We start from the raw sequence: 14,258 nt of genomic DNA, 5'->3' as shown, positions 1-14,258 counted from the left end.
ACTTTTACACACGATGAAATGGAACTCATGAGCCCGGTGAAATCTGGAATCGAAATATCGGCACTTGATCCAAAGGTCCGTCCACAAGATGACCTCTTCCGTCACTACAACGGAAAGTGGATTACCGAGTATCAGATGCCAGATGACCGATCTAGTGATGGCATCTTTCGCAAACTACATGATGCCGCCGAGGCCCAGGTTCGACAGATCATCGAGAGCGCAACTGGCACAGGTGAGGCGCAGAAAATTGGCGACCTCTACAAATCTTTTATGGATACCGATGCCATTAAGGCTCGTGGCATCTCCCCCATCGTCGAAGATCTAGCTGCCATCGATGGCATCACCAACTTGCACGAATTTATCTCGGTTATGGCTAGACTTGAAATGCGTGGCATTGGTGGAATCTTTGGCGCAGCTATCTATCCCGATGCGATGGACTCTGATACCAATATTCTCTATCTCGGCCAGGGTGGGCTATCGCTACCCGATGAGTCTTATTACCGGGAAGATCAATTTGCCGAAATTCGAAGCGCCTTTGTGGAGCATGTGGCAAAGATGTGCGCACTTGTGGGAATTGCAGATGGCGCCACCGTGGGATCACAAATCCTGGCACTGGAGACAAAAATAGCTAGTCATCACTGGGATCAAGTAAAAGATCGCGATGCAACTCTGACCTATAACAAATACAGCCGCGCCGAGCTAGAAAGCCTTGCCCCACAATTCTTATTCGACCTCTGGGCCGAGCACGCCAAAGTGCCAGCGAAAGCTTTTGAATCCCTGGTCGTTTGTGAACCATCCTTCTTTGAATCCGTCTCTGCCCTTCTTGGTGACTTTTCTGGCGAGCGCGATTCGTGGGTCGCCTGGCTCAAACTCAATCTCGTCTCTGCCAGCGCCGCATTTCTCACCGATGACATCGTGCAGCAGAACTTTGAGTTCTATGCCAAGACCCTTTCTGGCACACCACAGATTCGCGATCGCTGGAAGCGCGCCGTCTCTGTCACTCAAGGCGCCCTCGGTGAAGCCATCGGCAAGGTCTATGTCGAACAGCACTTCTCGGAAAAAGCAAAGAGTGAGATGAAGGTATTAGTTGATTATCTGCTTGAGGCATATCGGCTAAGCATTATTGACCTGCCCTGGATGTCAGCGGCAACGAAGGAAAAGGCGCTAGAAAAGCTGACTAAGTTCACCCCCAAGATTGGTTATCCCGATAAGTGGCGCGACTACTCCACCTTAGAAATTTCTGCCGGTGATCTGATTGGTAACTTATGGCGAATCGCCGAGTTCGATCATGCCTATGCCATTGCCAAGATTGGCGCACCGGTTGATCGCGATGAATGGCATATGACCCCGCAGACCGTGAACGCTTACTACAACCCGCTCGCCAATGAGATTGTCTTTCCGGCGGCAATCTTGCAGCCACCCTTCTTTGATCTCGAAGCAGATATCGCAGCTAACTACGGCGGCATTGGCGCAGTTATTGGCCACGAAATAGGCCATGGCTTTGATGATCAAGGCTCCAAATATGATGGTGATGGCAATATGGTCGATTGGTGGAGCGATGAAGATCGCAGCAAGTTTGAAGAACTTACCGCCGTGCTCATTAAGCAATTCGATGCCTTATCGCCAGCAAGCACCCCAGATATCCACGTCAATGGCGCCTTTACCTTAGGTGAAAATATTGGTGACCTCGGCGGCCTGGCGATTGCCTATAAGGCATGGAAATTAGCGTTGGGCGGTGCGCAAAGTCCAGTCATTGACGGACTCACCGGCGAACAACGATTCTTTCTTTCCTATGCGCACTCCTGGCGTAATAAGAACCGCCCGGAAGAAGTACGTCGCCGGATTGCAACTGACCCACACTCCCCGGATGAATTTCGTTGTAATCAGATCGTGCGCAATGTGCCCGAGTTCTATCAAGCATTCGGTGTCAGTCAGAGCGATGAACTCTGGCTGGCAGAGCACGAGCGTGTGCGAATTTGGTAGCTCTGCCACACTTACCTAATGGTGGCCCCAATGAATAACTCAAAAAACGGTTTCGCCTTTGAGATCAACCACGCCGCCGATTCCGGTTTAGCGCGCGTCGGAACCATCACCACCCCACATGGGCAGATTCAGACCCCTGCCTTTATTCCGGTTGGCACCAAGGCAACGGTGAAAACAGTTCTGCCAGAGGCGATGGAGAACCTCGGGGCGCAAGCCCTGCTGGCAAATGCTTATCACCTCTATCTCCAACCGGGCCCTGATGTTCTAGATGAGGCCGGCGGCCTTGGTTCATTTATGAATTGGGATAAGCCAACTTTTACCGATAGCGGTGGCTTTCAAGTGCTCTCACTCGGTGTGGGATTTAAAAAGGTCCTAGCGATGGATGCGCAGACTTTTCGCTCTGATCAAGTGATTGCCAAGAATAAAGAGCGACTGGCCCATGTTGATGATGAGGGCGTCACCTTTAAGAGCCACCTCGATGGCTCGATGCACCGCTTTACCGCCGAAAGCTCAATGCAGATTCAACATAAGTTGGGCGCCGACATTATGTTTGCATTCGATGAGTGCACCACTTTGCATAACACTCGCCCCTATCAAGAGCTGGCCATGTCTCGCACCTATGACTGGGCCATTCGCTGCCTGGATGAACATAAAAAATTGACCGATGCCCACACAGCAAAGCCATATCAAGCACTCTTTGGCGTCATTCAAGGCGCTCAGTATGAAGACCTGCGCAAGAAAGCCGCCGGTGATCTGGGGACCATGAGTTCATCCGGAATTGAATTCGATGGCTTTGGTATTGGTGGCGCGCTAGATAAAGATTCACTGGGGACAATTGTGAGCTGGGTGAATTCGACGCTGCCGCAGGAGAAACCGAAACATCTGCTTGGCATCGGCGCCCCGGAAGATCTATTTGTTGGGGTTGAAAACGGGATCGATACCTTCGACTGTGTTCTGGCATCTCGCATTGCCCGCACCAGTGCGGTCTATACGATGGAGGGGCGCTTTAACGTCTCTAATCAACCATTTATCCGCGACTTCAATCCGATAGATGATGAATGTGATTGCTATACCTGCACGCACTACACCCGCGCCTACTTGTGCCATCTCTTTCGTGCCAAAGAGATGGTTGCTGGCACCCTGGCCACAATTCACAATGAACGCTTTATTGTGCGCTTAGTTGATCAGATGCGACAGGCTCTACTTGATGGAAATTTTCAGGATATGAAAAAAGAATTTATGGGCCGTTATCAGCATAAATCGGGGCAGTCGCGCGACTAGTAGGACTTAGAGAATGTAGTTTGCTTGTGCTTTTTCCACGGCCGTTACCCGGCCATCAACGCCCATCTTTCGATAGAGATTCTTTAGGTGAGTTTTCATCGTGTTGTGTGAGATGTGAAGTGTGATTGCAATAGAACTAATTGGGCGATCAGTTGATAGATGACGCAATACTTCTAATTCTCGCTTAGTCAGCGGCGCTAAAAATTCGGAAGACCCGGCACGCCGACTCTTAATCTTTTGGGCCACGCTGGCAGCTAGATCTTCTAGATAGACAGTGGGACTCTCACTTGCGATTTTCAAAATTAAGTTTCCCATCTCATCTGATTGGCGCAAGAAAATCTCCTTAGCCCCCACGCGCGAGCCAATATCAAGGGCTTTCTTCATCTCAAGCAGGGCGACTCGCTCTTGGTCCATTACCCCTCCGGCCATGACAAGATGTTTGACTATCTGCTCTCTCGGAGTTTTATCGGGTAGGGAACCAGCAATATCAATTGAGTTGCCCTTGTTCCCGTGGCGAGTAAGTGCCAGTTTGATGAGTTGAACTTGTGGAAGTTCAGGCACACGTTGCAAAAGTGCTGAGAGTCGATCGTAATCTTTTATCTCATAGCGCACACTGAGCTCGGCTACATCAATGAGAGTTTCAATTCCTTTCGAATAGGCCAGCTCTGAAGCTTTCCGGCGCATGCCATTGATTGCTTCAACGGCGCCGCGCGCATTTGCCTGCATCGCCATAGTTTTAGCCAAACTTCCCTCTGCCATGAAATACCAATGCCACTGTTTCCATCCCTCGGCCAGGGTTTTGATTTGCTCGAACCGCTCATCTGCTTCGCGATGTCGCAAGAATTCACGTTGACATCTAGCGATGACAAAGAGTGACTCCAGTGGCCCAAAGATTCCGACATAACCCAGCTTGGTAAATTGCATACTGCAATTTTGGGCAACTTCAAAAGCTCTTCGGTAATCACCCATTTCTAGTTGGACCATTGCATTGATTGACATAAGCATGAGATTGTTTTGCGAAATTTTTGAAGAGTTGACTAGCGTCTTTGCTTCCTCAAAAATCCGCTCTAGCTCTGATGTCTGGCCCAGCATGAAGGCATGGGTTGCAGCCAATCTGTGGAGCGCCAGCTGCTCATCGGCACCTAACATCAGTGGGCTATTGGCCGGTTGCATCGCCAATGAAAAGTCTTGGCTAAACTCTTCAAATCTTGCCTGCGAGATATCCACATAAGCCTTAGCGCCGTGGGTGAGTTGGCTAATGAAACCTTCCAAATCTGTTCCTTTGGCATCAAGGTTCATCTTATCTGCCATGTTAGATACCTCTGAAAATTCCAGGTTAGCTAGCCGGCCCGCTATTTCAACGGTGGCTCTTTTTAACAAGCCAAGTTCAGATGTATCGCCAGCAAAAATCGACCACCTTATAAGCTCTCGCCCTTTGCCAGTTGCCTGCAGGATGCGGGCAGCATCTGGAAAAATCTCGCCTACTTTTTCATAATCCTCAGCTAGGTATGCGTGTTCTAGCGCTAAATTCGGTTCGTTTCGATGCTCATGGAACTGCAGAAGTTTTGCATGTTTGCGCATTTTTCTAAATTTATCTGCCCGAAGTTCGGAGAGCAGAATCTCGCGAAAAATTGAGTTGAATTCAAATGTAACTTCTGGAGATCCGGTCTGGGAGAAGATGTTGCCATCCAGGGCAAATTGGTTGATCTCGTCATATGAGTAATCTTGCTCAAGAATGAACTCTGCCAGCTCGTGGGTAAATTCCTCTACCACGCTTAGTGATTGTAATTTTATCCGAAGAGGTGCGGGCAGCGTGTCAAGCACTGACAAAGCTAGGACTCGCAATGGGTTTGATTGAGATGCTAATACAGTTTCAAAGTTAACTTCCGAACCACTGCCAGAAATCTGATGGGCAATCATCGAAACAGCTGCTGGCCACCCTTTGGCTGCATTCAGCGAAGATTTAACTCTGGGATTATTCATATCGATTGAGTATTGACCCGCTAGCGCCTGAGTCTCGCTCTCTGAAAATGCCAATTCACTCTTGCCCACGATTGCCAGCGGTCCGCGAGAGGCAAATGTTGCATAAACGGTTTCAATCGAATCTCGTCTAATCGTAATAAATTGCAAATTTGGTGGGAATTGTTCAATTAACTTTACGGCAATATCAACATCCCTAGCCGTGTGCTGACGTAAGTTATCGATTACTAAAATGTAGTCCTTACCTGTTGCAATCAACTCATTTCCCCAACGGCGCACATTTTCTACCGGGCGAATTCCAGGCTCGTCATCAAACCAGCTTGCAAAACCTGGAATCACATTGCGAGTTGCTTGAATGAAAATCTGGGACATCTCTTCCAGTGAATCACTTTCGGTAAGAGTTACCCAGATAACGCGATCTCGCTGCGTATTGGCCCACTCTGCAACCAGGGAAGTTTTTCCATATCCGGCAGGGGCCAACACCACAGTTGTTTGAGGTGCAGGATGTTGTAACAAATTGAATAGGTGTTTGCGAGAAAGGTAATTAGGGGGAAGGGTGGGAATGACTGTGCGAGAAAGGGTCACCCCGGAAGTCACCTCGAATTGGGTGAGAGCCTCACCTTTCACCTTCGCCATGAGTAAAGGGTGATGCACGCGGCGGCGATTGTGAAGAAGTAATCACCCCTTCTGGGGTGAGGTTCTGCGGTGATTAATCCAAAATCAAGCTAGAGCGAGGCAAAGCCTTCGGCTAATACCCCGAGTGCATCCTTTAAAAGCTCATCGGTGATGACAACTGGTGGCAAGAAGCGAATCACGTTGCCATAGGTGCCGGCGGTAAGGATCAACACGCCTTTGCTCTGGCAATACTTAATCACCTTTGCCATCGCCTCTGGGTTGGGATCTTTAGTTCCGGCATGTACCAATTCAATTGCAACCATGGCGCCGCGTCCGCGGACTTCACCGATGATTGGGTATTGCGCCTTGAGTGCGTTCAGTGCAGCAAAGAGAATGTCACCGATGTGGGCTGCGCGTTCGACTAACTTCTCTTCTTCAATCATTTCAATTACGGCAAGTGCTGCGGCGCAGGCAATCGGATTTCCACCATAGGTGCCACCGAGGCCACCCACATGTGATGAATCCATGATTTCAGCGTGAGCAGTCACTGCAGCTAGTGGCAGGCCACCAGCAATTCCCTTAGCCGAAATGATCATGTCCGGCTCCATACCTTCATGTTCGACGGCAAACATTTTTCCGGTGCGGGCAAAACCTGATTGCACTTCATCGGCAATAAATACAATCTTGTTCTCGGTTGCAAACTTCTGCAGCCCTGGCATAAATCCAACTGGTGGCACAATAAATCCACCCTCGCCGACAACCGGCTCAATCAAAATGGCGGCAACGTTATGTGCTCCCACTTCTTTCTCAATTTTATGGATCACCATATCGAGTGCGTCTTGCGCAATGGTGTCAGGATTTCCAAGCCAGCGATAGGAATATGGCATTGGCATTCGGTAGATCTCATTGGCAAAAGGACCGAATCCATCTTTATATGGCAAGTTCTTTGCAGTTAACGCCATAGTCAGGTTTGTGCGGCCGTGGTAAGCGTGTTCAAAGACAACGACTGCTGGGCGCTTTGTGTAGTGACGGGCAATTTTGATTGCATTTTCTACCGCTTCTGCTCCTGAGTTTTGCAAGATTGACTTCTTCGCGAATTTTCCAGGAGTTAAACGATTGAGGGCTTCGCAGACTTCGATATAGCCCAGATATGGAGCAGTGGTGAAGCTGGTGTGAGTGAATTTCTCCACTGCTTCTTGCACAGCTTTTACAACGCGAGGTGCGGCGTTTCCTACAGTGACAACACCAATACCCGCACCCAAATCGATAATTCGGTTGCCATCGATATCTTCAATAATCGCATCGTGTGCACGCGAAACAATGACCGGCATCGCAGTTCCTAGTCCCCCAGAGACAGCCTCTTTGCGTCGCGCCATCGCCGCCGTCGATTTTGGCCCAGGAATTTCTGTGACCAGATGACGAGTTTGCGGGAGTCGATCCTGTGATGTCATGGCCTAATTCTAAGCCCCGCATTTGCTACCCGCAGACCTCACCAGCTCTGACTAAGAGTTAGGCTTGCCACATGAGCAGACTCAGAGATAGCGCACCGCTACTTGATGCCTACCTCGCCTACTTCGAGCGCACCAGAACTCCTTTCACCATTCCTGGACATAAGCAGAAGGCGAGCGCGCTAGATGCCGACTTAGGTGCTGTGGTGGATGCAGATACACCTTTATATGGCGGCCTTGATGAAATTAAGTTAACGAATCAGACATTGAAGATGGCTGAATCACTGGCGGCCACCTTGTGGGGCGCAGATTACGCACGCTTTTCAACAGGTGGTTCCACTCATGCAAACCAGGCGATCATCTTCGCACTAGGAAAGCCCGGCGATAAGGTCGCTGTATCTAGAACCGCCCACCGTTCAGTCTTAAGCGCACTTGTTCTAGCTGGCCTTGAGCCAATCTGGATGTCACCCGAGATTGATGGCGCAACAGGTGTTCCCACCGGAATCACAGCTGGCGAACTTGCAAAAGCTTTGAGTCAGAAACCAATTGCGGTGCTACTTACCGAGCCAGGTTATTTGGGAACAATCTCAGATCTGCCGGCGCTGATTGAACTTTCACATGCCCAGAGTGTTCCAGTGATTTTAGATGCAGCATGGGGCGGACACTTTGGTTTTCACCCACACCTGCCACAGCATGCATTTCAGTTAGGTGCTGATGCGCTGATCACTAGTACACATAAAGCCCTACCTGGTTATAGCGCCTCCGCACTCTTACTTGCCCGCACCACGTTGCTGAGCGCAGAACGTTTAGAACAAAGCTTTGAAACAACCCACACAACTTCACCAGCCGGAGCCCCACTTGCTTCAATCGATGGCGTTCGCGCACTGCTGCAAACTCGCGGGGAAGAGTTAATCGGTGCCCTGCTTGAAAATGTTCATCACTTCAAAGAGCTGGTGCAGGCAGAATTTGCCCTTCCTATCTTTCTCTATCCGCAGGATTTTCCAGCTGGCCGCTTTGATGCTTCCAAGATAGTTCTGCGCGTGCAGCAACTAGGGGCTTCCGGAGTTGAAATTGAGCAAGATCTACAAGCTGAAGGAATTCGGGTGGAGATGGCCGATCGAGACACCATTGTCTTTCTGGGCACTATTGCCGATACCAGAGGTGACTTTGATCGATTGGCAGATGCGTTAATTCCGATTCTAAAGCGCAGCCAAGAACAACGACGCGCGAGCGCAACGGCTCTGAGTTGGTCTGTTATGCCACAGCGCGCAATTTCTATGCGTGATGCTTATTTTGCAGAGACCGAGTTAGTGAGTGCCCATGATGCCATTGGGTGTGTTTCAGCAGATTTGATTGCACCATATCCACCAGGAGTTGCAGTTGTTGCACCCGGTGAAATTCTCACCGCCCAGATTATTGAGGGCTTAGGGGCCTCACGTGCTGCAGGCGTTCGCATCGCCTATGCAACTGATCCCACTCTTGCCAAGTATCGAGTCGTAAAGAGAAGTTAAAGCGGTTGTCGATACACCTTATGACTCTGTGCTTGCGCAAGTGGGCGAATCACTAAAGAATCCACATTGAAGTGAGACGGCAGCATCACTGACCATCTAATTGCCTCAGCAACATCTTCTGCCACCAACGGCCTTGTGACACCTTCATAGACCTTTGCCGCTTTTTCGGTATCACCACTAAAACGTTGCACGGCAAACTCATCAGTCTTGACCATTCCAGGTGCAATCTCTGTCACCCGAATCGGTTGACCATTAAGTTCTAGGCGAAGGGTTTCAACAAGAGAAGTTTCAGCAAACTTTGCCGCCACATAACTTCCACCATTTTCATAGACGCGATGTCCGGCAGTTGATGAAATCATCACGATATGCCCACGGCCAAATGCCTGCATCAGCGGGGTCATTGCTTTAACCATTCGCACAGAACCCACAACATTGATATCAAATGTCTTCTTCCAAATTTCCGGATCGGAGTCATTGATTGCAGCTGCATCAAATGCCCCGCCAGCGCAATTGATAAGAATTGAGACTGGTTTTCCTTGCAAGTGCTTGGTAAGTGAATCAACTGAATCTTGCTTGGTGACATCGAGTGTGAAAGCTTCGATGTTCTGATCTTCTGCCGCAAGGGCAGCTAATCGATCTGCACGCCTCGCTGCAGCAATCACGTGATAACCATTGCTTGCCAGTAATCGCGCTGTTGCCGCGCCTATTCCACTACTTGCTCCAGTAATGACTGCATATTCACGTGTGCTCATGGGGTAGAGAGTACCTCGCAGTTAGAATCTTCGCATGAGTGAAAAGGTAGAGAAGTCCATGCGGCCACCACTTGAAATTAGAGCTGCACTACCTACAGATAAGCAACGTTGGTTCATTCTCTGGCAGGGTTATCTCGACTTCTATCAGACTGAGCTCTCTGTCGAACAAAGTTCACTCACCTGGCAGCGAATTCTTGATCCAGAATTTAATATGAAGTGCGCTGTTGCCATTGATGATGGCCTCATCGTTGGCTTTACGACATATAGCCTGCAGAACTCAACCTGGTCTGAGGGCGGACATTGCTATCTTGAAGATTTATTCGTTGATTCAACTGTGCGTGGAAAAGGTGTGGGTCGAGCGCTCATTGAATATGTGAAGAGCTATGCGATAGAAAATAACTGCTCGCGTCTTTATTGGAATACTGATGAAGATAATGCAACAGCTAGAAAGCTCTATGACACCTACACCTTAGAATCTGGAAAACGTCAGTACCGAATTGCCCTTAATTAGGCTCTGGATTTTTCGGTTTTCGCTTGAGCAACTTTCTTGGATCTACTTTTTTGCCTTGCGCTTTTACTTGATCAAGCATTCGATCAGCCCAGGCAAATTCCAGCGCCAGTATGGCAAGTCCCAGGACCAAGAACGGGATAGTAAAAGGTCCAGGAAGCACAATCAGCAGTAAACCTAAAACAATTAAAGTGAAGCCAATGACGGAGACAATTACTCTTCGAAGCTGCCTAGGTAGTGTTTTCCAGGTGGCGAGAAATTTACTCTTCCGGCTCATGCCCCGATATTACTCGACCAGCATAAGCACGCACAGCAGGGTCGGCAAAGGGCGCCTTAAAAACAAAGCAAGTGACCGTCTTCTCTGCGAGCAGCCATAGGATTGACTTTGTGAAAACATTTAGTCATAAGCTAAATAGGGATGCTTCATGACAACTTCCCTCATCATCACCATGATGGCAATTGGCTTACTAGTGGGGGTATCTAAAACCGCAATTGGTGGGATTGGGCTCCTTTCTGCAGCCCTGATTGCTCAAGTAATGCCGGCTAAAGAATCAACTGGAGTTCTTCTTGTTCTCTTTTTGGTAGGTGATCTCTTTGCTATTGGAGTGTATAAAAAACACGTTGAGTGGAAATTCCTTAAAACTCTTATTTTTCCAGTCTTATGTGGTTTTGTTGTGGGAGCTTTCTATCTCTTCCATTCAACGGATAGCTCCCTGAAAAGAACTATTGGAGTAGTTGTCGTCTTACTAGTCTTGCTATACCCCGTCAGTCAATATTGGCAGAAACATAATGACGATATCACTATTCGTTACCCGCTAACTCTTCGGGTATTTCTTGGCTCTTCAGCTGGCTTTATGAGTATGGTTGCCAATTCTGGTGGCACTCCCATGAGTATCTATCTGTTGTTGCGCAAAAATTCAGTACTTAACTTCCTAGGAAACACAGCCTGGTTCTTTTTTATCATCAACCTGGCAAAACTACCTTTCACCCTTGGCCTCGGTTTGCTCGATCTAAATTCTCTCCAGTACATCCTTCCTGCCGTGCCGATGGTCGCCATAGGGGCCCTGATTGGACGAAGATTTATCGCAAGAGTTGATCTACGAATGTTTCAGAAAATTACTCTGATCTCAGCGTTGGCCGTAGGCCTGAAATTAATCTTCTTCTAAAACAATTTTTTCTGACTTTTCCGTATCAAATCCGCATGTTTGGTAAGCGAGCAGGCTGCCAATTACAACACGCCCCCATCACGAGAGTGAAGTTAGGACATTACCCACTATCGAAACGATGTGATGAAGGGGCCTGTGGATGAAATACAAATGTGGAAAAGCAAAAGGGACCTGGTGATTAACCAAGTCCCCATTACTACCAAACCCGAAGTGCATGAGCATTATTGCACATAACTTGAGAGTTGCCATGGAAAGCAAAAGGGACCTGGTGATTAACCAAGTCCCGATTACTATCAATCCATCGTGATAAAAGTATTGCATAGATGCACGGTTACTCGCAGTAACTAGATCTAAAGAAGAGTCACCTCATCATTTGGATTAAGCAATCACTTTGAAACTTTTTCCAGAATTGGTGGATGTATAGATATCTGACCCCACAGTTACCAGCATTAACTGATCACTAGCGCTGAGAATCCCAGGAGCGCCTTTAAATGTGCTGAGCTTTATCCAAGTTTTACCAGAATTTGTTGACTTGTAGAGCGAGTTTCCGCCCAGAGCGTACAGACCTGAATTTCGCCATTCGATCTGGGTGAATTTGAGGCTATTCTTAATTTTAGTTGTTGATTTGAATGCATTCTCGGTAATTAGCAATTCAGAATTCTTAAGTGCTATAGCTACTCCTGGCAGCTCGGGTGAAACTGCAATATCTGCAAAGGTACTCGTCCCTAAAGATTTCCATGTCTTTCCAGAATCTGATGAGTACAGTAAATTCCCACTCTGTGAATCTGTGCCATAGAGCTCACTGCCAGCACCTTCTAAAGAGTGGAAATCAACTTTCCCAACCAAAGAGATGGCTTTCCAACTTAACCCCCCATCAATAGATTTAACTAGGCCAATGGGGTTTGGTGCTTTAGATCCTTGAGCAGGGTGTCCGCTTGCAACTAATACCTTTCCTAAGGATGTCAGCCCCATCACATCAGTTTTATCTTTTCCTACTAACTTCATCTCATTGTTGCCAACTAGCTCATAAAGCCCCTCATGGGTCAAAACAAGTATCTTGCTTTCTACAACTTTCACATGATGTATATGTGAGACTGAATCAAGAGTTGCAGCGCTTGCGTGGCTGTTAAGAGCAGTCAGGCAGATAAATGCAAGTACGAAATACCGATAAAACACTTTTTTCAACCCTGAATTCTCCATACTTTATGGTGGTCCGACTTTATTTAGTCTTAGCCAATAATTTCTTCATTACAGTGATTTCATCTGATTGCCCTTTTAGAATATCGGCAGACATCACCTTAGCTTCAATTATTTCTGTGCCATCAAGAAGAGCGACCATTTCTAGCGCTCCCTCATGGTGAGCAATCATGGCCTTAAGAAAAGCAGTATTGAACTTACTTCCCTTCAGTTTTTTTAGAGCTGCCAAATCACCTTTAGAAAGCATGCCACTCATACCCATATCGTGGTCCATGGTCATTGATGACTTAGTTGCGGTCAGCCAATACTTCAACTGGCTACTCTCTTTTTGCTGAGCAGAAATGATTCCCTTAGCTAATTTCTTTATCTCGGCACTGGCGCCATTCTTTAAAGCCATGTTTGACATGTCTATGGCTTGCTGGTGATGAGGGATCATGCCTTGTGCGAACATAATCTCATTCATGCCCAAATTCTGTAGACTACTGGCATGCGAACTAGCTGTTGCAGAGACTGTAACAATTCCATTTGAAAATAGGAATAACAAAATTGTAATGAACAGTAATAATTTCCGATTGCTTTGGGCCAAAATGCGCATATATGAATTTTACCAGTTCCAACTTTTTAGACAATCTGAAAAGTTGCCCTATAAGCCGGAAAGATCTAGTTTGGCTTTTTATTCAAAAGTGAGCCTAGGAATAAAACTAAAAGCAGATAAAAAGCTACCCCATTTAGCGCTTCACCTGGTGGTGTTCCTATGGTCGTTAAACTCATCTGCTGGCCGGCAACAAAACGCAAAACTGGATCAAAGGTAAGAGTTAGCAATATCAATGGGGTTAAACCTGGATAACGGAGAAACAATACAAGCAGGAGGATGGCAAGAATGAGTTGTATTGCGCCCCATTGGTGAAAAATCGCAATGATGTTATCTCCACCTTCAACCGATGTATCAATGCCAGCGATGCTCTGAGCACCACCATCAGGGGCAAAGAGGTGAATGCAACTGCGAACAACCATAACGAACATAAAGAGCAACACAATTAAACGAATTATGCGAAATCCTTCAAACTTTGAAGGATTATTGGGAAACACTTTTTTGATATCAAGCTTCATGGTTCCAACTATAAACCAGATCCAAGATTGCCCAGTTGAATGTTGTTTCCGGACATTTTAACAGACAGTCCTTTACTGCTGAGTGAGACGGATTTAACTTTAAGCCCCTTAGGTGGCGTCAAACTTCTTTGGCTCCTACTTTTAATTTGATTTTGAAGATCGGCCGGTAATGATGAAGCAGGGATTTGATTTCCCAAGATAGAAACACTCTGAAGTTCAAAATAAAGCTGGCTATTTGAGAACTTTGGAATCAGGAGCGCTGTACCCATCCCACCAGCTCCTACTCCAACCTGGAGAGTATTACCCAAAATTTGTGCATTGTTAAATTCGGATTGTTTTGTAATTGTTGATGCAGGAATAGTGGCCGTTACTTCTAAAGAGCCAATCAGGGTTGGTTTTGCTTTGCTGATACTTGATGCAGATATGTCTAGCGAAGTCTTTGTGCCGCTCTCTTTAAGAGCAAAACTCTTGATGTTTATCTCTGCAGATTTTATTGAATCAGAAGTCAGATTGCTTGGTACATCTGCCAATGGAACAGAAGCGCTAATACCTGAAGCATTGGGCATCTCTCGCTGAACTTTTGAAGTGATCTGCGATGAAATGTATTGTTGAACTCCTATTACTCCACCCAATAGAACAAAAGCTGTTGCCGAAATTGCAATAGTCTTAATCTTCATTCGAGGAACTTATCTGCTCGAATTCTTCAA

13 protein-coding genes are annotated in these 14,258 nt (G+C 47.3%); 5 read left to right on the top strand and 8 right to left on the bottom strand.

Translation table 11 applies throughout. The features are described from left to right. Window positions 1-18 precede the first annotated feature (18 nt). Entirely contained in the window at window positions 19-1,983 is a 1,965-nt protein-coding gene (locus tag A1sIIB142_RS01490; RefSeq protein WP_190283279.1) for a M13 family metallopeptidase, read from the top strand. A gap of 30 nt (window positions 1,984-2,013) precedes the next feature. Then, window positions 2,014-3,264, top strand: coding sequence for a tRNA guanosine(34) transglycosylase Tgt (gene tgt, locus A1sIIB142_RS01485; RefSeq protein WP_095693381.1), 1,251 nt, complete (start codon window positions 2,014-2,016; stop codon window positions 3,262-3,264). Between the two features lie 6 nt (window positions 3,265-3,270). Here the strand turns inward: tgt and A1sIIB142_RS01480 are convergent, their stop codons facing one another. Next, a complete protein-coding gene (locus A1sIIB142_RS01480; protein WP_125898846.1) occupies window positions 3,271-5,880 on the bottom strand; it encodes a helix-turn-helix transcriptional regulator in 2,610 nt (869 codons plus the stop codon). Between the two features lie 89 nt (window positions 5,881-5,969). Continuing rightward, window positions 5,970-7,310, bottom strand: coding sequence for a 4-aminobutyrate--2-oxoglutarate transaminase (gene gabT, locus A1sIIB142_RS01475; protein WP_095693379.1), 1,341 nt, complete (start codon window positions 7,308-7,310; stop codon window positions 5,970-5,972). 71 nt (window positions 7,311-7,381) lie between these two features. On the opposite strand from gabT, the gene A1sIIB142_RS01470 reads away from it, so the two are divergent. Further along, window positions 7,382-8,818, top strand: coding sequence for an aminotransferase class I/II-fold pyridoxal phosphate-dependent enzyme (locus tag A1sIIB142_RS01470; RefSeq protein WP_095693378.1), 1,437 nt, complete (start codon window positions 7,382-7,384; stop codon window positions 8,816-8,818). Here A1sIIB142_RS01470 and A1sIIB142_RS01465 read toward each other — a convergent pair. Next, window positions 8,815-9,570 (bottom strand): SDR family oxidoreductase, encoded by a 756-nt coding sequence (locus A1sIIB142_RS01465; RefSeq protein WP_095693377.1) that lies wholly within the window; start codon window positions 9,568-9,570, stop codon window positions 8,815-8,817. The genes A1sIIB142_RS01470 and A1sIIB142_RS01465 overlap by 4 nt on opposite strands. A 34-nt stretch (window positions 9,571-9,604) precedes the next feature. Here A1sIIB142_RS01465 and A1sIIB142_RS01460 point away from each other — a divergent pair, with 34 nt between their 5' ends. Next, window positions 9,605-10,081 (top strand): GNAT family N-acetyltransferase, encoded by a 477-nt coding sequence (locus A1sIIB142_RS01460; RefSeq protein WP_223299204.1) that lies wholly within the window; start codon window positions 9,605-9,607, stop codon window positions 10,079-10,081. Here the strand turns inward: A1sIIB142_RS01460 and A1sIIB142_RS01455 are convergent. Beyond that, the gene (locus tag A1sIIB142_RS01455) at window positions 10,074-10,355 is read right to left on the bottom strand and encodes a PGPGW domain-containing protein (protein ID WP_095693376.1); all 282 of its coding nucleotides are present in this window, start codon (window positions 10,353-10,355) and stop codon (window positions 10,074-10,076) included. The two genes, A1sIIB142_RS01460 and A1sIIB142_RS01455, sit on opposite strands and share 8 nt — an antisense overlap. Before the next feature lie 148 nt (window positions 10,356-10,503). On the opposite strand from A1sIIB142_RS01455, the gene A1sIIB142_RS01450 reads away from it, so the two are divergent. After that, window positions 10,504-11,244, top strand: coding sequence for a sulfite exporter TauE/SafE family protein (locus A1sIIB142_RS01450; protein ID WP_095693375.1), 741 nt, complete (start codon window positions 10,504-10,506; stop codon window positions 11,242-11,244). Window positions 11,245-11,622: 378 nt separating this feature from the next. On the opposite strand, the gene A1sIIB142_RS01445 is transcribed toward A1sIIB142_RS01450, so the two are convergent. From A1sIIB142_RS01445 to A1sIIB142_RS01430, 4 genes are all read right to left on the bottom strand, one after another. Then, window positions 11,623-12,429 (bottom strand): WD40/YVTN/BNR-like repeat-containing protein, encoded by an 807-nt coding sequence (locus A1sIIB142_RS01445; RefSeq protein ID WP_125898845.1) that lies wholly within the window; start codon window positions 12,427-12,429, stop codon window positions 11,623-11,625. A 34-nt stretch (window positions 12,430-12,463) separates the two neighbouring features. After that, the gene (locus A1sIIB142_RS01440; protein ID WP_223299203.1) at window positions 12,464-12,904 is read right to left on the bottom strand and encodes a DUF305 domain-containing protein; all 441 of its coding nucleotides are present in this window, start codon (window positions 12,902-12,904) and stop codon (window positions 12,464-12,466) included. A gap of 197 nt (window positions 12,905-13,101) precedes the next feature. Further along, on the bottom strand, window positions 13,102-13,551 hold the full coding sequence (locus A1sIIB142_RS01435; RefSeq protein ID WP_095693372.1) for a hypothetical protein: 450 nt from the start codon (window positions 13,549-13,551) through the stop codon (window positions 13,102-13,104). An 8-nt stretch (window positions 13,552-13,559) separates the two neighbouring features. After that, window positions 13,560-14,228, bottom strand: a complete 669-nt coding sequence (locus tag A1sIIB142_RS01430; protein WP_095693371.1) for a hypothetical protein — start codon at window positions 14,226-14,228, stop codon at window positions 13,560-13,562. Window positions 14,229-14,258: the final 30 nt, after the last annotated feature.

It is taken from the genome of Candidatus Planktophila versatilis, from assembly GCF_002288345.1.
GTDB classification, from domain to species: domain Bacteria; phylum Actinomycetota; class Actinomycetes; order Nanopelagicales; family Nanopelagicaceae; genus Planktophila; species Planktophila versatilis_A.
This window is presented reverse-complemented; position numbering and strand designations above follow the sequence as displayed.